This is a genomic window from Dehalococcoidales bacterium (genome assembly GCA_035529395.1).
In the GTDB taxonomy this organism is placed as follows: Bacteria; Chloroflexota; Dehalococcoidia; order Dehalococcoidales; family Fen-1064; genus DUES01.
Genome location: DATKWT010000038.1, coordinates 1 through 24,572, shown reverse-complemented (window position 1 = coordinate 24,572; position 24,572 = coordinate 1). Strand labels below are relative to the sequence as shown.

The 24,572-nt window shown below is 56.0% G+C and carries 24 protein-coding genes; 14 read left to right on the top strand and 10 right to left on the bottom strand.

All coding sequences use genetic code 11. The features are described from left to right. Positions 1-2: 2 nt before the first annotated feature. Complete coding sequence (locus tag VMW13_02315) at positions 3-2,549, bottom strand: ATP-binding protein (protein ID HUV43643.1); 2,547 nt, start codon at positions 2,547-2,549, stop codon at positions 3-5. Between the two features lie 490 nt (positions 2,550-3,039). Between VMW13_02315 and VMW13_02310 the strand changes: the two genes are divergently transcribed. Beyond that, entirely contained in the window at positions 3,040-3,195 is a 156-nt protein-coding gene (locus VMW13_02310) for a hypothetical protein (protein HUV43642.1), read from the top strand. Between the two features lie 166 nt (positions 3,196-3,361). On the opposite strand, the gene VMW13_02305 is transcribed toward VMW13_02310, so the two are convergent. Then, complete coding sequence (locus tag VMW13_02305; GenBank protein ID HUV43641.1) at positions 3,362-4,642, bottom strand: CoA transferase; 1,281 nt, start codon at positions 4,640-4,642, stop codon at positions 3,362-3,364. 654 nt (positions 4,643-5,296) lie between these two features. On the opposite strand from VMW13_02305, the gene VMW13_02300 reads away from it, so the two are divergent. The 4 genes from VMW13_02300 (at position 5,297) to VMW13_02285 (ending at position 9,761) form a co-directional block, all read left to right on the top strand. Further along, the gene (locus VMW13_02300; GenBank protein ID HUV43640.1) at positions 5,297-6,499 is read left to right on the top strand and encodes a CoA transferase; all 1,203 of its coding nucleotides are present in this window, start codon (positions 5,297-5,299) and stop codon (positions 6,497-6,499) included. Positions 6,500-6,514: 15 nt separating this feature from the next. Then, positions 6,515-7,729, top strand: coding sequence for a CoA transferase (locus VMW13_02295; protein ID HUV43639.1), 1,215 nt, complete (start codon positions 6,515-6,517; stop codon positions 7,727-7,729). Between the two features lie 59 nt (positions 7,730-7,788). Further along, positions 7,789-8,364, top strand: coding sequence for a flavodoxin family protein (locus tag VMW13_02290; protein ID HUV43638.1), 576 nt, complete (start codon positions 7,789-7,791; stop codon positions 8,362-8,364). Between the two features lie 95 nt (positions 8,365-8,459). Then, entirely contained in the window at positions 8,460-9,761 is a 1,302-nt protein-coding gene (locus tag VMW13_02285) for an MFS transporter (GenBank protein ID HUV43637.1), read from the top strand. A gap of 350 nt (positions 9,762-10,111) precedes the next feature. Here VMW13_02285 and VMW13_02280 read toward each other — a convergent pair whose 3' ends face one another. Further along, the gene (locus VMW13_02280; protein HUV43636.1) at positions 10,112-11,398 is read right to left on the bottom strand and encodes an MFS transporter; all 1,287 of its coding nucleotides are present in this window, start codon (positions 11,396-11,398) and stop codon (positions 10,112-10,114) included. 434 nt (positions 11,399-11,832) lie between these two features. On the opposite strand from VMW13_02280, the gene VMW13_02275 reads away from it, so the two are divergent. The 6 genes from VMW13_02275 (at position 11,833) to VMW13_02250 (ending at position 16,377) form a co-directional block, all read left to right on the top strand. After that, entirely contained in the window at positions 11,833-12,900 is a 1,068-nt protein-coding gene (locus tag VMW13_02275; protein ID HUV43635.1) for a 3-methyl-2-oxobutanoate dehydrogenase subunit VorB, read from the top strand. 4 nt (positions 12,901-12,904) lie between these two features. Next, on the top strand, positions 12,905-13,660 hold the full coding sequence (locus VMW13_02270; GenBank protein ID HUV43634.1) for a thiamine pyrophosphate-dependent enzyme: 756 nt from the start codon (positions 12,905-12,907) through the stop codon (positions 13,658-13,660). After that, positions 13,650-14,180: a 2-oxoacid:acceptor oxidoreductase family protein gene (locus VMW13_02265; GenBank protein HUV43633.1), complete on the top strand. Its 531-nt coding sequence runs from the start codon at positions 13,650-13,652 to the stop codon at positions 14,178-14,180. Before VMW13_02270 ends, VMW13_02265 begins: the two co-directional genes overlap by 11 nt. A gap of 296 nt (positions 14,181-14,476) precedes the next feature. After that, positions 14,477-14,908 (top strand): hypothetical protein, encoded by a 432-nt coding sequence (locus VMW13_02260; GenBank protein HUV43632.1) that lies wholly within the window; start codon positions 14,477-14,479, stop codon positions 14,906-14,908. 195 nt (positions 14,909-15,103) lie between these two features. Then, a complete protein-coding gene (locus tag VMW13_02255; protein ID HUV43631.1) occupies positions 15,104-15,778 on the top strand; it encodes an MBL fold metallo-hydrolase in 675 nt (224 codons plus the stop codon). 23 nt (positions 15,779-15,801) lie between these two features. Continuing rightward, positions 15,802-16,377 (top strand): hypothetical protein, encoded by a 576-nt coding sequence (locus tag VMW13_02250; protein HUV43630.1) that lies wholly within the window; start codon positions 15,802-15,804, stop codon positions 16,375-16,377. 40 nt (positions 16,378-16,417) lie between these two features. Here VMW13_02250 and VMW13_02245 read toward each other — a convergent pair whose 3' ends face one another. From VMW13_02245 to VMW13_02215, 7 genes are all read right to left on the bottom strand, one after another. Beyond that, entirely contained in the window at positions 16,418-17,170 is a 753-nt protein-coding gene (locus VMW13_02245) for a DUF169 domain-containing protein (protein HUV43629.1), read from the bottom strand. A 33-nt stretch (positions 17,171-17,203) separates the two neighbouring features. Next, entirely contained in the window at positions 17,204-18,430 is a 1,227-nt protein-coding gene (gene tyrS / locus VMW13_02240; protein HUV43628.1) for a tyrosine--tRNA ligase, read from the bottom strand. A gap of 199 nt (positions 18,431-18,629) precedes the next feature. Then, the gene (locus VMW13_02235) at positions 18,630-19,415 is read right to left on the bottom strand and encodes an enoyl-CoA hydratase/isomerase family protein (protein HUV43627.1); all 786 of its coding nucleotides are present in this window, start codon (positions 19,413-19,415) and stop codon (positions 18,630-18,632) included. Positions 19,416-19,473: 58 nt separating this feature from the next. Continuing rightward, positions 19,474-20,040 carry a 2-oxoacid:acceptor oxidoreductase family protein gene (locus VMW13_02230; GenBank protein HUV43626.1) on the bottom strand — a complete coding sequence of 189 codons (567 nt, stop codon included), beginning with the start codon at positions 20,038-20,040 and terminating at the stop codon, positions 19,474-19,476. A 19-nt stretch (positions 20,041-20,059) separates the two neighbouring features. Further along, positions 20,060-20,818, bottom strand: coding sequence for a thiamine pyrophosphate-dependent enzyme (locus VMW13_02225; protein ID HUV43625.1), 759 nt, complete (start codon positions 20,816-20,818; stop codon positions 20,060-20,062). Further along, a complete protein-coding gene (vorB, locus tag VMW13_02220) occupies positions 20,815-21,909 on the bottom strand; it encodes a 3-methyl-2-oxobutanoate dehydrogenase subunit VorB (GenBank protein HUV43624.1) in 1,095 nt (364 codons plus the stop codon). Before vorB ends, VMW13_02225 begins: the two co-directional genes overlap by 4 nt. A 26-nt stretch (positions 21,910-21,935) precedes the next feature. After that, a complete protein-coding gene (locus tag VMW13_02215; protein ID HUV43623.1) occupies positions 21,936-22,175 on the bottom strand; it encodes a ferredoxin family protein in 240 nt (79 codons plus the stop codon). Between the two features lie 219 nt (positions 22,176-22,394). On the opposite strand from VMW13_02215, the gene VMW13_02210 reads away from it, so the two are divergent. From VMW13_02210 to VMW13_02200, 3 genes are all read left to right on the top strand, one after another. After that, entirely contained in the window at positions 22,395-23,150 is a 756-nt protein-coding gene (locus VMW13_02210; protein ID HUV43622.1) for a hypothetical protein, read from the top strand. 101 nt (positions 23,151-23,251) lie between these two features. After that, positions 23,252-24,226, top strand: a complete 975-nt coding sequence (locus VMW13_02205) for a nitronate monooxygenase (GenBank protein HUV43621.1) — start codon at positions 23,252-23,254, stop codon at positions 24,224-24,226. 35 nt (positions 24,227-24,261) lie between these two features. Beyond that, positions 24,262-24,572 (top strand): class I SAM-dependent methyltransferase (locus tag VMW13_02200; GenBank protein HUV43620.1); only part of this gene is annotated, 311 nt, incomplete at its 3' end.

Genomic DNA, 24,572 nt, shown 5'->3' with positions numbered 1-24,572 from the left:
TCTCAGTTTGCTCCAGCTACCTGCTCCACCAGTTTCTTAGGGCTTTCATTAGTCGCCAGCGGCAGTTCTACGGTAAATGTGGCCCCACCCGTCAGGTTGTTTGTTGCGTATATCAGCCCGCCATGGTCGGTGACTATCCCGTAGCAGGTGCTTAGTCCAAGACCGGTCCCCTTTACCTCGTGCTTTGTGGTGAAGAAGGGATAGAATACCTGGTTCAGGTTCTCGGCGGGTATGCCAATGCCGCTATCGGTAACGGATACCTTCACCCACTCACCGTATACTGTCGAGGTGACCACTATCGTCCTGTTCTCGGATTCCGTCAGGGCTTCCTCCGCATTGACGATAAGGTTCATGAAGACCTGGGTGAGTTGAGAGGAATCACCTCTTACTGGCAAGGGGCCATCCATGAGATTAGCAGTAACGGTGACATTTTGTACTGTCTGGGCATAGCGTCGCATGGACAGAACCCTTCTGATGACCCGGTGCAGGTCTATTCGCCGTTCCTGTGATGCTGCCCGTCGACTGTAAGTAAGCAGGTCAGTCATTATGTGAGCAGCACGCTTGGCTTCATTACGCAGGACTCTCAGGTCTTTCTTACTCTGTGGCGGGATCTTCTCGACCATCAGCAGGTCGGAATATAGCAGGACGCTCTGGAGTGGGTTGTTGACCTCATGGGCAATGCCGGCGGTCATCTCTCCCAGGGAAGCCAGAAGTTGAGAGTGTCGTAACTGGTCTTCCATCTTCTTGCGTTCCGTAGCGTCCTCGATAATGAAAACAAATCCCGTGGGGCCTCCGGAGGCATCTTTAAGTACAGCCGTTCTCAACCTGACCGGGAACTCGTTATCATTGTCTCCCAGGGAAGTGCACTCAATATCCCTCGTGTACCCTTCCGCCAGTGTAGTTTCCAGACTCCCCATCACCATCGTGTGGTCCTGTTTGGCTACCAAACTGATGATACTGTTCCCAATAAGGTCCTCTCTATCGGCATAACCGTGCATGCGGACCACTGCCTCATTCACCTGAATAATGTCGCCATCGAGGTCAGTCACCACAATCCCTTCGGCCATGGACTCAAAGGTAAGGCGTAGCTTCTCTTCCGAGGCTCGCAAGTGCTCCTCTGCCTGTTTGCGCTCGGTAACCTCTTGTTGGCTCCTCCGGTACAGGCTCGCATTCTCAAATACCATGGCCATCTGACCGGCCAGGGTAGCCAGTAACTGCCTGTCCTCGTTGGAGTACGATTCCTGCCTCAGTTTCTCTCCGAGCACCAGCACTCCGGATAGTACCCCCCGGCGCGTCCTGATGGGAACGTAAAGGTCACCATGTAGCATGTCCAGGTTATGCTTCTCCACCTGGGTGAGGCCATGCAACTCAGGAACAATATCCAGTTCACGCGAGGATATGGTGCGGCCATGCGTATTCATCCATTTCAGGAAAAGATTACGGTCACTGAAAGCAATTCCCCGAGGGGGGTCTTCCAGGCCAACACTGGATGCAACGCGCAACCCCCGGCTACCACTGGATGGTAATAGCAGGCAGGCACTTGATGTCCGTAATGCGCCCGCGACCAACTGTACCATGTTGGAACCCAATTCTTGCATGTTGGCGATGCTCTGGGTCTCGTGGCTGAACTGCTCCAGTGCCTTGAGGTAGTCGTACCGCTCCCGGTAGAACAGTCTGTCCACCATCTGTCGCACTATTACCAGTACTGGTTGAAAGACGGTTAACACAAGAAGGGCAACAAAGACGGAGAGTATCATAATCGTTATTGAAATGGGATTCAGGGTGGTCTGGAAGACACTGCTGAGCAGTAGTGTCATGCCGCCGAAGATACCCAGAACAAGCACCCCTACTAATGAATAGGCAATTCCCTTGCGGATTATGACCTTCGTTTCCAGGAGGTCATAGCGCAGCATGGCCACCGTGGCCAGCACGCAGAACAGGATGTTCCCTACAATTCCCAGCGGGTACATACTTATACCGAGGACGGGCAGGTAGTCAGTGGTTCCCCCGATGAACATAGCGATGATACCGGCGATGATGTACTGGAATCGTATCTTCTCGTCCACATTGCGGGAGCGCCTTCGGTGTTTCATCAGTATCACCAGACCGAGAGTTAGCGGCAGGTATACGCTGATGACATAGGTCGGGAATAAGGGACCAATCATAGGAGCCTTGCCGTACCACATAACCTGCATACCGCTGACCATGAGTTTGGTGGGGAGGAGGGCCAGACAGGTGAAGTAAAGGACGTGAGGCAGATAATGAAGCCATTTTCTCGGCCTGGCACCGGTGATGCTGACGGTGAACCTGTAGAATAGAATGGAAGCGCTGAATATGGCCACGAAGACCAGCCTCTCCCAGAACAGTGCCGTTACAAGGTCAGGCTCACGGCGCATTAGATAGATAAAGAATCCCCACAGCAGCATGCTGAATAGGAACAGGAAGAAAGGCTTTTGTGCTATATGGCGCTTACCCCTGACTACCAGCAGCACCAGCAGGATAAAGCTGAAAACTACCTCTATCAGGGGTACTAATTCGTATACAATCAAATCAAGCTACTCCTTGGTTCCTTCCACAACGGAGGTGTGACACTCTCGGTTCTTATACCGCAGGTATTCCCCGGGTATCGCTGATGCACATTAGCTCACCGATGATATTATCCGAGGCAGTCTGCAGTGTCAGCGTTCCTTCCTTTCCGCGATTGCCACATAGTCCTATTACAACAGTACTGTCTGGAAGCTAAAGAAAACATAAAAACATCAGGTAGTTTCCGAAACATTTCCTAAACGAGGGTATATGAAGCGGGGCACCGGCGAGAAGCTCCGGCCTGGTGCCGGTCATGCCGTTGGTAGAACCTGCTAATTGGAAAGTGTCAACAATTCGGTGAACAGCAGAAGCCTGCAAGCGAACTTCACAGCAATTGAAAGCCTATTCGTTGACATCCTTAATCACTTCGATTTAACCGAATTGCCTTTCAGTGGGTTTGTCATATAGGTGTTTTGCGTCTTCAACGGTGCCAGTAATGTAGACCGTGATAGTATGCTTGTGCTACCTGTCATTGCCAGGATTTGTTGTCTCCAGATATCCTTCGAAATCCATCCGGTCACCGGCATCGGTCTGTCCGATGGGCGTCTCATTCTGCCATTATCCTGCCGATGCAGCAACGGCCGCCAGCAGCGTAATTACCAGCAGTAGCTGCCATGCTCTACGAAACATAGCCCACCCCTCCCCTTCTTTGCCGGTGAGTTGAGTCATTATCCGCATACGCTGACCCCGGCACTGTGTCACAGTACCGGAGGCCGCTTCACCAGCAAGAAACACGTGCAATCATGGACAGTTGGTTTGTGCCGGAAGGTCTGTCTCAGGCGATGGCACCCTCATCCTTGAAGCGGGCGATATCTTCCCAGGAGTAGCCGTACTCAAGCAGCACCTCTTCGGTGTGCTGACCAAATTCCGGGGCTGGCATCCTTACCGACGAAGGGTTCTTGCTCATCATCACCGGGTTAGCTATCTGCTCGATACGCCCGCGCTGGGGATGGTCATAAGACACGAAGCAGCCGCTGGCCCTTGCCTGTGGGTCGTTGATGATCTCCTTGAGACTCTGATTGGGAGCATACGGTATCCCTTCAAGATGGGTATGCCACTCGTCATAGTTCTTGGCCATGAATAGCCCCGAAAAGATTTGCCGTAACTCAGCGACATCCTCAGCCCTTCCCTCTATCGTATCGTACTTGGGGTTTTGAGCCAGGTCTTCCCGCCCGACTGCCTTGCAGAACTTCGCCCAGTAGCGGTCCGGCTGCAGAATAACGAATATCAAGGCCCTTGCGTCCTTGGTCATATACATACCAGTCATCGGGCTGTTCGCCTTGGCGCCATAGAAGGCCATAATCTGAGCGACTGCCATCATTGACTGCTGCACCAACTCCGGCGGGGGTTGCTCTCTCCAGTCCGCGGAGTCCAACCCTGTAATGAGTGCGGCGGAGACATCAAACCCGTTTTGGAAGATACCGGTATGGAGTAATGAGACATCTACTGTCTGGCCGACTCCGGTCTTCTCCCTGACGTACAGGGCCTGCATCACACCATAGGCAAGAGACATCCCAACCACATTATCGCCGATGGCCGGACGATAGCCATAAACGGGAATACCAGGCTGGGACATTACATACGGGAAACCGGCGCGTGCCCAATAGGCAGTGGCGTCATAGGCGGGGAGGTCCTTGTCCGGGCCCTCCTTGCCGTAGCCGTTGACATTGCCGAAGATGATGCGCGGGTTTATCTTGCTTAAAGTCTCGTAATCCACCTGGAATCTCTCCAACTCGAAGGCCCGCAAGTTACTGAGAAACACATCGGCTTCCTTTACCATCTTATGGATGATAGTGCAGCCGTTCTCCTTGTAGAGGTCAAGTGTGAGGCTCCGCTTATTGCGGTTATAGTTCTCCCAGTTGTAGTCGAAATCGGATGGGCAGGCATTACCCTGATCGGCCATGGCGTCCTTGAAAACCCGCCAGTAATCACCCGTGGTCGGGTTTTCGATGTGGATGACATCTGCCCCGAAGTCGCCGAGGATGCGGGCGCACATTGGCACGGCCGCCACCTGCGAGCAATCGATAACCTTGATACCTTCTAGTGCCATACTCATTTTTCTTGCATCCCTCCTCTGTTTTTATTACGCTCGGTTCGTTGACCATTACGGTTGGCAGCTATCGAGGAGCTGCCCTTGGAAATGAAAGAGACAGAGTACTATCGGCGTCCCTGCTGTACTCTGGTGTTGAACACTTTAGACCGATGGCTCGGTCTTGTCAAGTGAACCCGCTCGGCCATTGTAAGGACCTACGTGAGACATGCCTGAGTTTCCCGGCTACAGGTTCAGAACCAATACGTGCTATACTGGATAATTGGAAAGCCTGAGAGTCTGCTGTGAGCATCGTTGCACTCTTCAGCAGGCTTTTCTAGCAGGGTGCTGAAAAAGGGGGGTCCAGAGGGGCTTCGCCCCTTCTGAGGGGCCCCGCCTCTTCTGAGAGGCGCTCCTTTTGGCAGGGGTGTCTGGGCGTCATTCTTACAGAATGACGTTAGCAGAATCCGAAACCAGATTCTGCCGGTGTCACCCCAGATATAATTATTTCCCCCTTCCTGGCAAGGAAGGCTCTTCCTGGCTAGGAAGGGGAAGGCTTCGCCCCTTCTGAGGGGCGCCACATCTGGGCCGCACGGGGATTGGTCGAAAGGGTTTTTCATCACCCTGCTAGAGTGACAGCACAGTAAGGTGGCATAGTCTGAGGGTAATGGATTTAAAGTTATGAATCAAACGGCTCTGGCCGGGGTGAAGGTGATGGAATACTGCCAGATGGTGTGTGGGCCATACTGTGCCAAGCTCCTGGCCGACCTCGGTGCCGAGGTGATAAAGGTCGAAAAACCGGTTACCGGAGACCAGGCGCGGAGCAGGGGTCCATTCCTTCACGATATACCCCATCCGGAACGAAGCGGTCTCTTCCTCTATCTTAATACCAATAAATACGGCGTTACCCTGGACCCTGCCAGCAGCGCCGGTAAGGTAATATTCCTCGAATTGGTGAAGTGGGCTGATGTCATGATTGAGGACACCGCTCCTGGCACGATGGAACGCATGGGTCTTGGGTATGATTCCCTGAAAGAGGTTAACCCTTCTCTGGTAATGACCTCGATAACGCCCTTCGGGCAGACGGGGCCTTACCGGGACTACAAAGCACACCATCTCAATATCTACCATGCCAGCGGGCAGGCGAGTTTCTCCTTCACACAAAAGCATGGAGAGGATACCACTCCGGTAAAGGGTGGGGGATATGTCGGCGACTACGATGCTGGTCTCAGTGGGGCGGTAGCCACTCTGGCGGCGCTATATAAACGTGGTCCTGGTGGTACCGGCCAGCATATAGACGTCTCCAGGCAGGAAACCCTGATTTCTCTGGATAGGGTTGACATAAGTGCATCCGCCAACGACCCCAACGCCACGGCCAGGCGGAGGGGAATGCTTGGTGGACTGATGCCCTGTAAAGATGGCTACGTGATGGTCATAGCCCCTCAGCAGCACCAGTGGGAAGCGCTGGTCGAACTTCTCGGTAATCCGGAATGGGCCCACAGTGAGAAATGTAAGGACGAATGGACCCGCTCTGACAATGCAGCCGAGCTTCAGCCCCTTATTGAAGAATGGATGCTCCGGCACGACAAGGACGAGATATACCATCGCGGGCAGTCCTTTGGCTGTCCGGTGGCACCGGTAAACTCGGCGGCGGACGTATATAATTCTCCGCAGGTGAAGCACCGGGAGTTTTTCGCCGAGATTGAACATCCCGAGGCAGGCAAGCTCAGCTATCCCACGGCTCCTTACAGGCTCTCGGAAACGCCGTGGCGGGCCAATCGCGCTGCCCCCCTTCTCGGTGAGCACAACGATAGTGTCTACAGGGGGTACCTGGGTCGCAGTGAAGAAGAGCTGGCGAAGTTGAAAGAACGTGGTGTCATCTAGAACGGAGAGCGGAACATGGAAGAGTACCCTCTGGATGGAGTAAGGATAGTCGATTTCACCTGGGCATGGGCCGGGCCATACGCCACGCTTCTTCTGGCGATGCTCGGTGCCGAGGTGATAAAGGTGGAAAGCCATCGGCGTCTCGACCATACCCGGCTCCGGTCGCTGATGACAGGCCCCATGATGGGCGGCCCCAACCAGTCGACTGTTTTCAACGACATTAACCTGAACAAACTGAGCCTGACCCTGAATCTTACCCAGGCCAGGGCCATCGAAATCGCGAAGAGGTTGGTAAAGGTGTCTGATGTCGTGATCCAGAATATGCGCCCTGGTGTAATGGAAAGATTGGGTCTCGGCTACGAGGTGCTGAGAAAGGTCAGGCCCGATATCATCATGCTTTCTTCATCGGCGGTAGGCACAACTGGTCCGGAACGGACCTATGTTGGCTATGCCCCGACCTTCGCTGCCCATAGCGGGCTGGCATACGTTTCCGGCCACACTGACGGACCACCGTCCACCCTGACGGGTGCTATCGACACCAGGGTGGGCACAACTGCAGCCTTCGCGATACTGGCCGCACTCAATTACCGCCAGCGGACCGGAAAAGGCCAGTACATAGACCTCTCCTCCGCTGCGGCTATCAGTTGCCTGGTCGGGGATGTGCTGATGGACTACACCATGAACCGCAGGGTGAGAGAGCGCGATGGCAATAGCGACGAGGTCATGGCACCGCACGGTTGCTATCCCTGCCAGGGAGAGGACCATTGGATTACCATTGCAGTCTCAGGCGAGGAAGAATGGCAGGCTTTCTGCAACGCTATTGGTGGTCCCGACTGGACGGATGACCGGATGTTTGCCGACGCCGCCAGCCGTCGACAGAACCAGTCAGAACTGGATAGACTGGTCGCGGAGTGGACCAGGCAGCACACTGACTATGAGGTGATGGAAGCCCTGCAGAGTATAGGAATAGCTGCGATGCCGACCTTCAGCGGCGGGATGATTCCCCGGGACCCCCACCTGAAGGAACGGGGTATCCTGGCCGAAGTAGAGCATCCCGAGATAGGAAAGAGAATGGTTGTCGGACCACCCTGGCGTCTCTCCGCTACGCCGGCCCGGATTCCGCGTGCCGCACCGCTGATTGGTGAGCATAACCAGTATGTTCTTGGGGAAATGCTTGGTATGTCACGTGACGAGATTGACCGGCTTGTTGAAGAAGAGGTGGTGTACTGAGAAGGCTCCGCTGTTGCCGAACCGGGATGCTTTGATTCTGTTGATAATAGAGAGGAATAATGAAGATAGTAGCAATTGTCGGTAGCCCGAGGTCTAACGGAAACACAAGCTGCCTTGTCGACGAGGCACTGCAGGAAGCAGCCGGACAGGGCATGGAGACCGAGAAGATTATGCTTGGTGAGCACTGGGTGGGCCCGTGTCTGGGGCATGAGAACTGCCCATCGTTTTCAGAGTGCCTGCAGAAGGATGACGCCCCCTGGATTCTGGAAAGGTTCCGTGAGGCCGACGGTATCATTCTCGGCAGCCCGGTCTATTACTATACTATAACCGCCCAGATGAAGGCCTTCATTGACCGGAACTACTTCCTCTACACCCACGGAATACCCCTCAAGGCTCGGTGTGCCGGTACGATTGCCGTTGCCGGTGGTGCCGGACTTGAGCGGACCGACCGGGACCTGAGGCGTTTCGCCAGGATGGTGACCAGCTTGCCTGAAGAGAAGGTAGTCTCTGTGAGTGGCTACGCCAGCAAGCCCGGCGACGTCAAGAGCAACATGCCACTGCTGGGAGAAGCACGTGCTCTGGGCGCGCGTATGGTCGAAATGCTGACTTCGCCGGATACTACTCTCACACCGTAGTACCGTAATCAATGGTTGCACCACGGACTCCACATGCCAGGAGATATGCTACCTTTGCCTGATAGTGCGGAAGGTCAGGACCGTCATAAAGAACCATGCTGAAAAGACTCAGGCTGCAAAGACTCGCACCACGAAAGAAGATATTCTACGGCTGGTGGATAGTACTATCCTCTGCCGCCCTGAATTTCCTGGCGGGCGGTTCATTTATCTACGGTTTCACTACCTTCTTTAACCCGATACGGGATACGTTTGGCTGGAGTGCTGCGGCTACATCTGTCGCATTCGTTTTCCAGAGACTGGAATCCGGTGTCCTGGGCCCGCTGGCCGGTTTTCTCGTAGACCGGGTAAGCCCGAGGAAACTGATGTATGTCGGCTGGGTTATCATCGGTCTCGGGTTCTTTCTAATGAGCCAGATAAACTCCCTCTGGATGTTCTACGGGGCATTCATGATTATGGCAATGGGTTTCAGCTTTGGCTCATTCATTGTGATGAACACAGCCGTAGCACGCTGGTTCCGGGAGAAGAGAAGCCGGGCGCTGACCATGATATATCTGGGCTTTGGTGCCAGCGGTACCCTCGTACCCCTGATTGCCCTGTCCATTGAGGAATTCGGATGGAGGGAGACACTGGTCTGGCTGGCAGTTTTACTGGGCGTTGTCGGCATCATTCTCAGTTCAGTTATGAGACGCCAGCCCGAGGACTATGGATACCTTCCCGATGGAAAGACCATCGGGAAGACAAATAAACTAAAAGGATTCTCGGACAAGCAGCCGACTTTAAAACTTGTTCCTGAATCATCCGGGTACACGGTAAAAGAAGCCATTCGGACAAAGGCTTTCTGGTTGCTTTCGCTGGCATTTCTTTTTCAGCATATCGGTACAAGCGCGGTGATGGTACACATCGTGCCGTACCTGGAGAGTGTGGAGGTCTCTACAACGATAGCTGCTACAGCAGTGACCGGTATGACCTTATGCAGCGTCATTGGCAGACTGGGTTTTGGCTTTCTGGGCGATTTCACCAACAAGAGGTACCTTGTCGCTACAGCCCTCACTCTCCAGACCATCGGGCTATTCATATTTTCCCTCATCAGTGCGGACAAGGTGTGGCTCATCGTACTGTTCCTCCTGACCTATGCGCCCGGGTACGGCGGTCCCATCCCTCTGAGGCCGGCATTGCAGGCCGACTACTTTGGTACACGGTCATTCGGGACCATAATGGGCTTGATGGCAAGTGTCAGTATGATTGGTGGCCTGTTCAGTCCGGTACTTGCCGGCTGGATGTTCGACGTTACCGGCAGCTACAGACAGGCGTGGCAATTATTTTCACTGATTACGTTACCATCGGTTATCCTGATATTGCTGGCCAAGCCGCCGCAGACCGGCCCGGAGCCATCCTGAATCCCGCTCTCTCTGAGATGTAAACACTCTCCCGGTGGAGATACGACCGGACTCATTCCACCCATGTCAGAATAACAGAGGGAGACGTTCCGTTTAGAATGGCATCAGCCATAACATGTCATTGCCAGGAGCGCTAGTGTAGTGTCTCTGAGTTTTCTTAACAATGATTGTCGAGTAAAATACATCGTAGTAGTCGGTGCTCCGTTGTAAAGCTATGTTAGAGACTATACACTAGCGACGAAGCAATCTCACCCTTACTGTCATTCTGAGCCGGGGCTCCGAGCGGAGCGAGGAGACGCAGAATCTGGGGTGGTGTGGCATTAGATTGCACCCGCTGAAGCCAGATGCGGCTAGTCCAGGTTTCGTAGTCGGGGAACGAAGGCAAGCACCAGGACAGACAGCAGGATGAGGCCCATGGCAAATCCACCCACCGCCCACTGGACTCCCACGACCTCGGTCAGTAAGCCCGCGGCGAATGTGCTGAAGCTGATAAGGCCGAACTGCATCATGAGGATGCTCATCACCCGGCCCAGGTATGCCGGGTCCACGTAGTACTGGATTAACGTGCCTGCCAGTGTCATCTGCCCCGACTGCCCCAGCCCCACGAAGATAATCAAGGCAAGGGAAGCGTTCCAGGAAGCGGAGAAAGAGAAGGCTGTCAGAGCCAGGCTCAGAAGGAGAGTGCTGCCCAGCATCATCAGACCTCGTTTCTTGTTGGGTAAGGAGGCAAGCACAAGTGAGCCGAACACAGCTCCGGCGCCGGAGACGCTCAGCAGGATTCCCATGCCTTTCACGTCCACCTTGAGGATGTCAACACAGAAGACGGGCATCAGCAGACTGTAGGGCATCGAGAGCACGATCCCCAGGAGAAGGAATAACAGGACGAAGAGGATGGTTGTCTGCCCGCGGATATAGCGGAACCCTTCTTTCACCTCTGCCAGAACGTTGACACTACCTGTGGTTGTCCTGCTGGTATGGGGCAGAATGGCCATGAAGAGCGCGGCCAGCAGGTACAGGCCGGTCATCACGTAGTACACTGAATCGAAGTCGAAGACGTCGATAAGGATACCCGTCAGGCCAGGGGCGAACAGCCGGAGGCTATTCATCCCCATCGTATTCAGAGAGATGGCATTGAGCAACTGCTCCGCGGTGACAATCTCACGGATAATGGCCTCTCGGGAGGGCATTGTCAGGCCCATGATGGCCCCCTGAAATGCGGAGGCCACCATCAGTACCCACCAGGAACCGGTGTTCTCGACGCTCAGGTAACCTGTGGTCAGCGTAAGTGCGACTCCCAGAGAGACTGCCGCGGACACGATGTGGCCCGCGAACACGACGTGTTTTTTCTGCACCCGGTCGGCAATGACGCCGCCGAACAGTGACAGTAAGAGCATTGGCACGGCGTTGGCCAGTGCCAGGGCACCGAGGATGGCCGCCGAGCCGGTCAGTTGATACACCAGAAACGAGCGGGCAAACATCTGCATGTGCATGGGCGCTGTCTGGCACAGCATGGCGACGAAATAGATGCGGAAGACCCGGTTCTTCAGGGAGGAGAAAGTTTTCAGATTACGCAGGGTGTTCCGCCAGCCACCTCCGGCAGGACCCCACCCCACCCCACTGCCCCGGTATTCATCCATATCGCTTCTTACTCACAGTTCGCAACTCACCGCGCCCGGTCTCCATAGTCTACCCGTATGGGTGTGGTAAGGGCAAGGCGGCAGGTTAAGTGCAGGCGACCTTTCCCGGCCTCCGCAGGTCCCTATTGGTCATCGTGGTGGGTAATCATGTATAATCACATCGGGAGAGTCGTGGCTTGCTGGCGACAACGTTTGGCGGCGGGCTGATTGATTCACAGGTGCAGAGGCCAGGATGCAGGGATGCATAGAAATTCAACAGGAGCTATGTAAGGGCTGTGAGCTCTGTATATCATTCTGCCCTAAAGATGTAATCTATGTCTACGACAAACTGAATGCCAGCGGGTATCTGCCGGCAACCTTTAATGATAATGGTGAATGTACAGGATGCGCTGTCTGTGCGCTGGTGTGTCCGGAAGTGGCCATAGAGGTGTACCGTGGCTAAGATACTCATGAATGGCAACAGCGCTATCGGAGAGGCGGCGATTCGGGCGGGTTGCCAGTGCTATTTCGGCTACCCGATTACGCCGCAGAATGAGCTGACCGAGTACATGGCAGTAAACCTGAGCAGAAGAAAAGGATGCGCTTTTATCCAGGCGGAGAGCGAGATTGCAGCGATAAACATGGTGTTCGGAGCGAGTGTCGCTGGTGTCCGGGCGATGACCTCCTCTTCCAGCCCCGGAATCAGTCTGAAGCAGGAAGGTATCTCCTACCTGGCAGCCTGCGAACTTCCTGCGGTAATCGTCAATATGTCAAGGGGAGGGCCCGGTCTGGGGAGTATCTCTGCTTCCCAGTCGGACTACTTCCAGGCTACGCGCGGCGGCGGTCACGGCGACTACCGCACCATAGTCCTGGCGCCGTCTTCGGTGCAGGAGTTGGCGGACCTTACTCACCGTGCTTTCGACCTTGCCGAAAAATACCGGATTCCGGTGGTTGTCCTCGGCGATGGTATGCTGGGACAGATGATGGAACCGATAGAGTTCAAGTACGAAGCCCCCGAAGAGCTGTCTGTGAGGAGCGATGCCATGCGGGGGGCAAAGGGGAGACCGAGCAAGATAATCAAGACCTTCACCTCGAATCCGGCGGACCTGGAGCGTATCAACTGGAGTCTTTACAGGAGATACGGCCTGATAAAGAAGGAAGAGACCAGTTTTGACACCTTTCTCGTAGACGACGCTGAACTGATTGTGGTTTCCTTCGGGATAGCGGCCCGGATTGCCAGAGGGGCAATCAAGACCGTGCGGGACATGGGCCTGAAGGTGGGTATGCTCAGGCCGATAACGCTATGGCCGTTCCCCACTGACGAGATAAAGGAACTGGCAAACCGGGTAAAGCAGTTCCTGGTCTTTGAAATGAACATGGGACAGATGCTGGAAGACGTCCAGTTGTCCGTTGCGGGGGAAGCGGAGGTCTCCTTCTACGGGAGGCCGGGAGGCGTTATCCCTACCCCGAGCGAGGTTGCTCGGGTGCTCACACGTCTCTATTATCAGAAGGGGCTGAAGTAGGGAGATGAAGAAGGTATACACCCGACCCAGATTGCTGAAGAAAGCCGTGTTCCACTACTGTCCGGGGTGCGGTCATTCTATTGTTCACCGCTTGATTGCCGAGGTAATCGACGAGATGAAACTCGGTGAGAGGGCAATCGGCATACCGCCTCCGGGGTGCAGTGTCTTTGCCTACAACTACCTCGACGTGGACATGGCGGAGTCGGCCCACGGCAGGGGTGCTGCTGTCGCCACCGGTCTAAAAAGGGCCTATCCCGAAGCGGTAGTGTTTACCTATCAGGGCGATGGAGACCTGGCCGCTATCGGCACCGCGGAAACGATACATGCCGCCAACCGGGGAGAGAAGATAACTGCCATCTTCATCAACAACGCTGTCTACGGCATGACGGGCGGTCAGATGGCGCCGACCACCATCGAAAACCAGACCACGACAACCACCCCCTACGGACGAGACGCGGAGATAGAGGGATACCCGATTCGGATGAGTGAGATTGTGGCCATGGTCAAGGGCGCGGCATATGTAGAGCGGGTTGCCGTCAATTCACCGGCTAACATCAGAAAGACGAAGAGGGCCATTCGGAAGGCGTTTCAGACACAACTCGATGGCCTGGGTTTTGCCCTGGTAGAGGTACTGTCTCCGTGTCCTACAAACTGGAAAATGACCCCACTGGAATCGTGGCAGTGGGTAGACAAAGTGATGACCGGGGAGTTTCCTCTGGGAGTCATCAAGGACGTAGCCGGGGGAAAAGATGCTGCTTAAGACGATATTTGCCGGTTTCGGTGGGCAGGGTGTGCTGTCCATGGGCCTGAATCTGGCCCAGGCGGCAATGCTCGATGGCAAGGCTGTAACCTATTGGCCCTCATATGGTGCCGAGGTCCGGGGCGGTACTGCCAATTGCACCGTGGCGATATCGGACGAGGACATTGCATCGCCCATCGCTTCCTCTCCGGATTTCGTTGTCGTCATGAATCAACCTTCCCTGGTCAGGTTTCAGAACCAGATAGAATCAGGCGGTATCCTGTTCCTTAATTCCTCTCTGATAGATATTGAGATTTCGCGGGGGGATATTGAAGTGGTCAGTATCCCCGCCAACGCTGTCGCCGAAGAGCTTGGTAGCGCAAGGTCAGCCAACATGGTAATGCTGGGAGCTTTTACGAAAAAAAGCAACCTTGTTTCTATGGACAGCATTGTAAAAGGGCTGAGGACTGCCCTGAAAAACAAGCAGAAACTGGTTGACATCAATAGAAAAGCCCTGGCTGTCGGATACGAGATGGTCTAACCCGGTGGAGAAAAAAGGGAGTACAGAGGGGCCCCGCCCCTTCTGAGGGGCGCCCCCTTATGGCAGGGGTCTGGGGGTGCCCCCCAGATATTATCTTTCCCCCCTTCCGCAGAAGGCTCCTTCCTGGCCAGGAAGGGGAAGGCACCGCCCCTTCTGAGGGGCGCTCCATCTGGGCCGCACGGGGATTGGTCGAAAGGGTTTTTCAGCAGCCTGCTAGGTCAAAGTTGAAAGCGGTCCGGGGAAGCTAACATCATAGCGTAGCGGAACTACATGACATACTGTATTGGGAGCGAGCAATGAACGTAAAGCAGATTTCGGTCAGCCTGGAGAATGTACCCGGTATGTTCCTGGCGGTCAGTGAACGCCTGGGAGTCGAAGGGATAAACATCAGGGCTATCTCGGTTGCCGATACTTCGGACATCAGTACCGTAAAGTTTGTTACCGATAATCCGGAGAAGACAGCTAATGTCCTCAGGAGTCACGGCTATTCGATAAGAGAGACCGATGTGATTGCGGTGGAGGTCCCGGACCATCCCGGCGGTCTTCAGGCTGTACTGAAGCCCCTCAAGGACAACAGTATAAACGTGCTCTACTTCTATCCGTACCTCGGTCGGGGAGAAAGCGGGCAGCCGGTAGTTATCCTTGGTGTAGATAAGACCGAAGAAGCGGTAGAGGTGCTCAAGAAGAACTGGGTCCATACCTTCGGCGAAGAGATATACGCCCTGTAAAGGTCACCGACCTGAGTCGTAGAGACGTTGGCCTTCAGGGTGGTCTCGTATCACGGACAACACACAGCAGGGTCGGGAGAGCGTAGTGCTTGCGGCCCTGTTCACATAACTGGCCCCGTTTGAGAATCACGTGCCGATGGCCTGTGATTTGCCGAAGGGTCTGATAGGCTATCGGGGGGAAGGCGGGTAAAGACAGTGAAACTGGTGGACAACCTCTATGCCTATGTCTGGCGTGGTGAAGACAACAACTGTAACAGCTATCTCTTTGCCGGTACCCTGAAGGACGGCGGGCATGTGCTTATCGACCCCGGTCACATCACGACACCCATGTACCGGCAGCCGGGCTGGGAACGATTGGTCCAGGAGATGGGTAGAGATGGGCTGGACGCCGCGGCAGTCGGGCTGGTGATTCTTACCCATGCCCATACCGACCATAGTGAAGCGGCCGGACTGATAAGGAAAGAGTACGGTGCCCTGGTCGCCACCAGTGAAACCGAAAGCAGGATGTACCAGCGGATGGGCGGTGCAGTGGACGTGTATCTGGAGGAAGGAGAGCTACTGCTCGGGCAGAACGGCCGGATGAAGCTGGAAATCCTTCTTTCGCCCGGTCATTCTCCGGGACACATTACTATCTACTGGCTGGAGCGGAAGGCTCTTATCACCGGAGATGTCATATTCTACCAGAGCACCGGCCGTGTAGACCTGCCGGGAGGGAGCGCGGCGGCCCTCAAGCAAAGCATAGAGAGGTTGTCCGAGTTGGATGTGGAGTACTTGCTTTGCGGGCATCCCTACGGGCACCCCGGAGTGATTGAGGGCAAGACTGCCGTCCAGCAGAACTTCACCTTCGTCAAGAGGAATATCCTCCGTTAGAAGATCTGTATCAGGAGTATTTGGTGGCAGAAGACAGGATAAAGAGCGCTCGCGAGATTGCCATGGAGAGACTGGCCAATATGCCCGCGCTGACGCCGGAGGAACTGGCTGAGCAGAGGGAGAAGGAATACGGGCCTCGCGGTATAGCCATCGCACGGAAGTACCTTGATGGTACGCTGAGAAGTAGCGAGCTAACACGTGAGCTAAAACACTATCGGGGCAAGGATGGAGAGGCGGTCAGGAAAGCCTTTGTTTCGACTCTTTGCAAGTCGATCGGTCTCCGGGACGAGGCGAAGAGTGTGAAGGCCATCGACGGTATAGCGGCGGTAGCAGGAAAGGCGGACCTTGCCGGAATGAAGCAGGAGATAGAGACTATTTCGGGGGAGTTCCGCCGGCAGGAGGAACAAAGGCGGGCCGTCTATGAAGGTCTTGAAATGGAGAACCTGAACGACCTGGGAATATCGGGTACTGCGGTCAGGCCGAATGTTGCCGGGAGCGAAGACTGGCGGCGGGAGCTTGCGAGTATTGAAGCAGGATACGGCGAGAGGATAGGCATTATCAGGGAGAAGCTCTCGGAGCTTGGACTGCAGCAAGCCTGAGCAGGCCAACCAGTGTTATGTTCTGCTGGTTGACTGGTAACTACCGGGACTCCATCCGTTTTTTTATTCTGCCCCACGTGTCCGTGATAAGGAAGCTCTCCTCCATATTGTCAATCATGGCGGTGAACTTGCTCATGGGTACCGAGAAACTGATTACGTTCCTGGGAACGAAGGGTCGTGCTGATGGATCGAACATCCCGATGGTTGCCCGTGGATGCTCGGACTCCCTTTCCAGGTAAGGGTGCTGCACAATGGTGGAACAGCCGGAGCCGAATGGCGCGGATACCGCATTCCGGTCCGCTTCATCGAAACGTGCCAGTGTGAAGAGTCCGGCGAGAATATCGGGTTCGGCAAAGAAGATGACGACCTCGGGATTATCCGCATCTTCGAGTTTGTCCCATCTCTTGAATACGATGAAGCGACCCGGTGCCTTGAAGGTGGGAGAGTTCTTCATGATTTCCCTGACGAACTCGGGGGACTTGCAGTAACGCTCGCCTTCTAACCTGCCGGGAATCCCGTAGGACAGGAAGTACTCGAACCCGGGCATGATATCTTCGGCATAGCCGAGGTACCTCTTTCCACCGGGACAGCCAATGGAGTCCGCGTCGAAACGCATGGGAGTCCCTTCTCGGACGTCTGCCAGCGCCCCGATGACGCATCTTGGCACGGAATCTGGCTCAGCCGCCTCGGCGTGCCCTTCCTGGTCGGTGTAGAAGAAAGTAATGGGGAGTTCCGCCTCACCGAAGTACTTCTTCCAGAGGGACACGAACCTGTCTCTAGTTTCTGCTTCCATGAGTCGACTCCTCGAACAGGGCACTGTCTGTTACTAACCAGTGACCAGCCGCACGAAGTGGCGCTTGCCCCTCTGGAGCACCGCTTCGTTCGGTTCAATCTGTGTGTCAGCGCTCTCTACCGGTTCACCATCGAGTCTGACACCACCCTGCTGCACCACACGGCGCGCCTCGCCCTTGCTCTTACAAAGGGCGGTGGCTGCCAGAAGGTCGATGATATTGGTCGGCTGTTTCAGGGTGAAGGTGGGCATGTCCGTGGGGAACTCCCTGGACTGGTGTACCTTCTCGAAGTGGGTAGCCGCGGCATCAGCGGCATCACTGCCGTTGAAAGTATCCACAATCTCCCAGGCCAGTTTCTTCTTGGCCTCCATCGGATGGATACGGTCCTGCTCAAGGTCGGCCTGAATAGCAGCAATCTGGTCGGGCAGCCATCGCGTAACCAGGCTGAAGTACTGGAGCATTACGTTGTCAGGCAGGCTCATCACCTTGCCGTACTGCTCCTCGGGTGGTTCGTCAACCCCTATGTAGTTGCCGATGCTCTTGGACATCTTCATCTCGCCGTCGGTACCGACCAGGACGGGGTAGGTGATGCATACCTGCGGCTTCTGACCGAAAACCTCCTGGAGTTTGCGTCCGGCCATGAGATTGAAAAGCTGTTCCGTGCCGCCTATCTGGACATCGGTTTGCAGGTGGACGGCATCGTAGCCCTGCGCCAGAGGATAGAGCAACTCCCGCAGCCAGAGGGGCTCGTTCTTATCGTACCGGTTGCGGAGTCTGTCGCGCACCAGGAACTGCTGTACGGTGAAGTGTGAGGCCATCCTGATTACGTCCGCGAAGGTCAGCTTGCTCAACCAGTCGTTGTTGTAGCGAATCGTGGTCTTCTCCCGGTCAAGTATCTTGAAAGCCTGCTCTGCGTAGGTCAGGGCGTTTTGCTCTATCAGTTCGGTGAGCGGCATGGAGCGTTCCTCGTCGCGGTCACTGGGGTCACCGATAAGGGTTGTGAAGGTCCCTATCAGGAAAGTGACGTCGTGGCCGAACTCCTGGAACCAGCGCAGCTTACGCATCGTGATAGTGTGACCGAGGTGAATATCCGGGGCAGTGACATCATAGCCACAGTACACCCGCAGCGGACGCCCCTCCTTGTCGGCCTCGATGAGCCGCTGGCGTAGCTCCCGGGTCATCATCTCCTTAATCTGTTCATCGCCAAACTCAGCCCCGTGCATCAGAATGGCGACCTGCTCATCAATGGACTTCAGTTTCACTCACCTCTTTCCTGAGTGCTTGCGCAAACTCTTTCACTTCTCAGATTCTATCACCTGCTGCGATGTCTATCAAACCGACAGAATCGGGAAGGGCCGGTATTCAGGGTGCATCACGAGCGATAGTTGACAGTGGTCGTCCGATGGCCTGCGCTCCACCTGGTAAAGAAATGAAGGCAGCCCTCGACGACGTTACCGGTGGCTACTGTCCGGTGAAGTGAGGTGGTCTCTTCTCGAAGAACGCCGTAATCCCCTCCTGCGTGTCCTCGAGGGTGTAGCTGCTGCGTACCGCCACGGAGTGGCGCGCCGCGAGGTCATAGGCCAGGTCCATCTGCACCGCCATCTGTTCCTTGATAACGGCAATTGATTTCGTGGCTGCCGTGGCCAGCTTACCGACGATACCCTCCACTGTGGCTGTGAGTTCTTCCTCGGGTACTGCCTTGTAGACAAGTCCGATGCGTTCTGCTTCCTTGCCGGATATCCGCTCGGCCAGGAGCATCATTGCCAGTGCACGTCCGTACCCGACGGCACGGGGTAGCTGGTAGGTGATGCCGGTAGCGGCGTAGAGGGCACGGTCCGTGCGGGGGTCACCGAGTTCGGCGGTCTCGGTGCATATCCTGAGGTCGCAAGCCAGCGCCATATCCAGTCCCATCCCCAAAGCATAGCCATGGATAGAGACCACCACCGGTCTGGGCAGCGTCCGCAAAGTCCTGATGAGGGCTTGCTGGGGCAGGACAGCAGCGCCTGGCTTCAAGCCCTTCCATCGTGCGCTGGTCGGCTGCCCCATGCCTCGCATGTCGTCCCCTGAGCAGAAGCCGGAACCTTCCCCACTGATGACGACAACACGGCAATCATCGTCGTTCGGGACCGGTTCCAGCGCGTCGAGGATTTGGTTAATTGCTTCATGGTCCAGGGCGTTCCGCCGCTCCGGTCTGTTCAGACTGATGCGAAGCACCGGTCCGTCCCGGCGTACGATTACCTCCGGCATTTCATCCCTCCTTCTGTCGTAGCGTCGGGTGGTCCGGTAACAACAAGGTTTGGCTTCTCTAAGCAGGGTCTCTCACTGCTTTCATGCCCTCTCTGAGGGCACGTTTGTTCAGGGCCAGTAGTTGCTCCCTGCCCCGACCGGCCAGCCTGTTTTCCAGTACGTTGTCGATAGCCTCCGGGCTGAGGACGCGGGTCGTTTCAAGGTATGCCCCCAGCAGGAGGAGATTCATCACCTGGGCATTACCCAGTGCTACCGCCCTTTCAACGGCGGGGATGTAGAGCGTCGTGATGTCGTCACGCCTCATCTTCTCCGACAGGCCGGTGCTTTCCACTACCGCAATTCCGCCGGGCTGGACCCTGTTCTCGAACGGTTCGGCCTGGCTGGTCTCCATGATGATAACTGCCTGTGCCCGGGACAGCATCGGTGAGGCGATACTATTATTGGAAAGAATAACGGTACATTCACAGGGCCCGCCCCTCATGGTACTGGCATAGGAAGGGAACCAGAGCACGTTGCGGTATTCCGTCATTCCTGCCTGTGCCAGCAGCAACCCTGCCATAAGCACGCCCCGACCGCCCACTCCGGCCATTATCACGTCATGCCTCATTGGTCCCGTTCTGTTCACGGATTTCTCCTGTCGGCTGTCATTGCTCCCCGCCACTATCCTTGAAGATGCCCTCGGGGTACTCGGGTAGCATCCTGTCCTCCATCCACTGGATTGCCTCCAGGGGCGTCATATGCCAGTTGGGAGGACAGGCGGAGAGCAGTTCCACGAAGGTCAGACCGGCTTCGTCAAGCTGTCTCTGGAAAGCAGTCCTGAGATAGCTCTTAGCCCGGCGGTAACCTGCCGGTGTGAAGGGGGCGGCACGTGCCGTGAAGGCTACTCCCTGCATCCCGACGAGGAGTTCCGGCAGGTGTATGGGGTAGCCCTGGCTGGCATTTCGGCCGTGAGGGGTGGTGGATGTGACCTGGCCCATGATGGTGGTCGGGGCAAGCTGTCCGCCGGTGGTCCCGTAGTTCGCGTTATTGACCATGATGATAGTTATCTTCTCGCCCCGTGCGGCGGCGTTGAGGACATAACCACCACCGATAGCGGCGCAGTCGCCATCGCCCTGAATCGTGAAGACGAGGGGTTTTCCGTAGAGGGCGTGCTTGATGCCGGTGGCCACTGCCGGGGCTGCACCGTGCGCACAGTTGGCGCCGTCAATGTTGATGCTGGCGAAGAAACCGAAGCTGCACCCCACTCCCGCAACGCCGACGGCCCTACCCGCCAGGTCCATCTCTTCGAGGACCTCGCAGACCAGCTTCTCCACGATAGGGTGGTGACAGCCGGGGCAGTGCCCCCAGCCGTACCCCAGCTTGAGTTTCGGCTTTGTGTAGACCAGCTCTTTCTTCTCTGTCATGTAACCTTCTTTATCTCCTCCAGGACGCGGTTGGGAAGAATCATGCCGCCATCCGTGGGCAGGTGCCGGGCGAGGATACCCAGGAAGTGTACCTGGCTCTTTCCTTCAACAGCGTATCGGACATCGTCAACCATCTGGCCAAGGCTATCTTCCACGACAAGGAACTCTGTACCGGATGCCGCTTTCTCGCGGATTACGTCGGTAGGAAATGGCCACAAGCTGATTGGCCGGAACAGGCCGGCACTGATGCCTTCTGCGCGTGCCATGTCTACTGCCTCCTGGCACACTCGCGCCGTCGAACCGTAGGCCACCAGGAGCAACCGGGCGTCTTCAATGCGGTAGGTCTCATATCTCACCTCGTCGGCAGACATGGTCCGGTACTTCTCTTCAAGACGCTGAAGGAATGCGCCGTAGCTGGTGTACGGCGGTACTGGGATGACACCTCCCTGACCGCAGGAGATGAAGTTGTGCGTCTCGGCATCGCGCTCTCCCATGCCCCGGATGGTCCAGTCCTTCTCCGGCAAGGGGTCGAATTCTATTGTGCTCCTCTCCAGTGGCTCGGCCATCTGTCCCAGGATTCCGTCACCGAGTACCACCACCGGGTTGCGGTACTTATCGGCGAGGTGGAAGGCGAGTTGGACCAGGTTGTGGCACTCCTGGACGCTGGACGGGGCCAGTACTATCGTCTTGTAGCCTCCCTGTCCACCACCCCGTGTCGTCGATAGGTAGTCCATCTGGGCATGACGGGTGGTGCCCTGTCCCGGACCGCCGCGCTGCATATTTACGATAACGCAGGGTAGCTCGGCATTGGCAAGCTGGGACATCCCCTCCTGCATCAATCCCCATCCGGCGCCGGACGTGGAGGTAATGGCGCGGACTCCGGCGGCGGCTGCCCCGTAGAGCATGGCCGCCGAAGCGGCTTCACTCTCCGATTGAACAAACACCCCACCGATTTCGGGGAGCTCCCTGGCGAAGAACTCGGTTATCTCGTTTTGCGGGGTGATTGGATAGCCGAAGAAGTGGCGGCAGCCGGCATTTATCGCCCCCCAGCCGATGGCTTCGTTTCCCTGTACCAGTATCCTCTCGGGCATGCTAATGTTCCCCCTGCAGGGTAGTGTCAGGCACCCGGCGTCTCTGCCTCAACATACCTGTACACGTCTATTGCGAATTCGGGGCACATCCAGCCGCAGATACCACAGGCGTTGCACTTGTCCGGCTCGGCGAAAACGGCAAGCAGGTATCCCTGCGGACTGAACCTGTCTCCGGGAATGGCAATGCAGCTTTGAGGGCAGAACCTGACGCAGTAACCGCAGCCCTTGCACAGTTTCTCGTTTATCGTAATTTCACCTCTGGACAATGGCCGCTCTCCTCTTTCCACTGTTTCCCGGAGAAACCCCACGGTGTATCTATTGAGGTCATTATTGGTGGTGTGCTGAGCAGAGTCTAACACCGCTATCCTGCTCCGTCAATAGCAGTGTGGAGTAAAGACGGGAAACCGGAATGCCCTTGCAGTCTTTACAATTAGTTCTGTGGCGGGATACAATTGGTAAAAGTACCGGGTAACCAAGGAGGCGATATGGTTAAAGTTATTCTAGCTGTAGTTCTTATTGCATGTCTCGTACTATCTGCTTGTCAGACAATCCTGCCCACTCCTCTGCTGGAGGTCGTCGACCAGAGTACCGAAGACGCCATAATAACATTCCGGGTGGTTATTGATAAACCGGGCTGGCTGGTACTGCGCCCGACTACGCCCGCGGGAGGTCCGGATACCAGTGCCGAGATTGCCCGTGCCTACCTTCCCGAGCAGGGAGAGTACGCCAGCATCGACATGGCAGTTGGGGGTGCGGTCGTCATTGATACCGATGTTATCGCAATGCTCTACTACGATGACCCGGTGGACGAAGCCTTCACCTTTTCGCCGGGTGGCGAAGGTGACCCGGTGGTTATGGTGGAGGAAGAGGTGGTAATGGTGTCTTTCACCATGCAAGGCTTATCGCCATATATTGAAGTGGATAATACGGATGCCGGGAGCGGTACCGTCATAATCAAAGCCTGCATCGATAAGCCGGGGTGGCTGGTGTTGCATACGCTGACACTCGAGGGAGAGCCGGACACTTCATCTGTGCTTGCCACCACACCTCTGGCTGCTGCCGGTGTCTATCCCGGTTTCGAAGTAACGCTATCAGCCACGCCGGCACGCTCCTATTATGCAGTGCTCTACTACGATGACCCGGCGGATGACGAGTTCACTTATATAGCCGGAGGAACTGAAGACCCTCCGGTCAAGGTCGATGGCAGCACTGTTGAGGAAGTCTTTACGGTAGGTGAGTAGCTGTTGATAGCTCGCGGCACCTGTGCCGACTCTGCGGAGCACCGGGCACAAGAGTGGCTGGCTGGCTGGCGTAACTAATACTGTTGAGGAGATTAGCCAGGATGTTCAAGACCAGGCTGACAGAGATGCTGGGAATCGAATGCCCCATAGTTGCCGGCGGCATGAGAGATATTTCACGAGCCGAGTTCGTAGCGGCGGTCTCCGACGCCGGCGCACTGGGAATTCTGGACTCGTCCCGGTTCAAGACGGCGGAGGAATTGCGTGAGGAGATAAAGAAGACGCAGAGCCTGACCGACAAGCCCTTCGGAATCAACATCACGCTATTTCCGTGGGGAGACGCCGAGCTCAACGACCGGTTCATCGAGGTGCTGGTAGAAGAGGGCGTCAGAGCTGTGGAAACCTCGGGATTCAGGGGTCCCGGCGAATTCATGGAGCGCTTGAGAAACGGTAACGTCAAGCTGATTCACAAGGTGGCTGCGGTGAAGCATGCCATTGCCGCCGAGCGGGAGGGGGCGGATGCCGTGACCATAGTGGGTTTCGAGCAGGGCGGTGCTCTGGGTCGTGAAGATGCTACCACCTTCACCCTCGTTCCCAGAACGGTGGACGAGGTGAAGATACCGGTACTGGCCGGGGGTGGCATCGGGGACGCGCGCGGCCTGGTTGCTGCGCTGGCGCTGGGTGCTGAGGGAGTCGTGATGGGTACTCGTCTGCTGGCCACCAAAGAGTGTATGGTGCACCCTGCATTCAAGGAATGGATGGTCCAGGCGAAGGAGACCGACCTTACCATAATCGGTCGGTCGGTGGGCAGGAAATCGAGGGTAATCAGGAATAAGGCCACCGCGGAGATTATGGAACTGGAGGCAAAGGGTGCCTCCGGTGATGAGTTGCTGCCACTGTTCGAACGAAGTGCGCCCTCGGTGATGCAGGATGGTGATGTCATGGATGGCCGGGGAGGTTGCGGCCAGGTGGTCGGGCTGGTACATGATATTGTCAGTGTGAAAGAACTGATTAACTCAATAGTTGAGGAAGCACTCGTTTTACGGAAGCGCCTGGACGGGATGCTACCCACTTCCTGAATGAGCACCGCCGCCAAAGGTGGAATGGGCGGACAATGGATTTGTCTACAGGGCGACCCGGTGGCGATACTCTTCACGAAGACAGCCTGCCCAGGCTGTACCGTGACCTTGCGTCATGGTTCCCGATACTTACCGCCCCTGAGGACTACGCCGAAGAAGCAGCCATCTATCGGAAGATAATGGTCGACGCCGGAGCTTCTCCACTGGAAACACTACTGGAGCTTGGCAGTGGGGGCGGCAACAACGCCTCGCACCTCAAGGCACACTTCACGATGACGCTCGTCGACCTCTCCACCGATATGCTTGCCGTCAGCCGTTCCCTGAACCCCGAGTGCGAGCATATCCA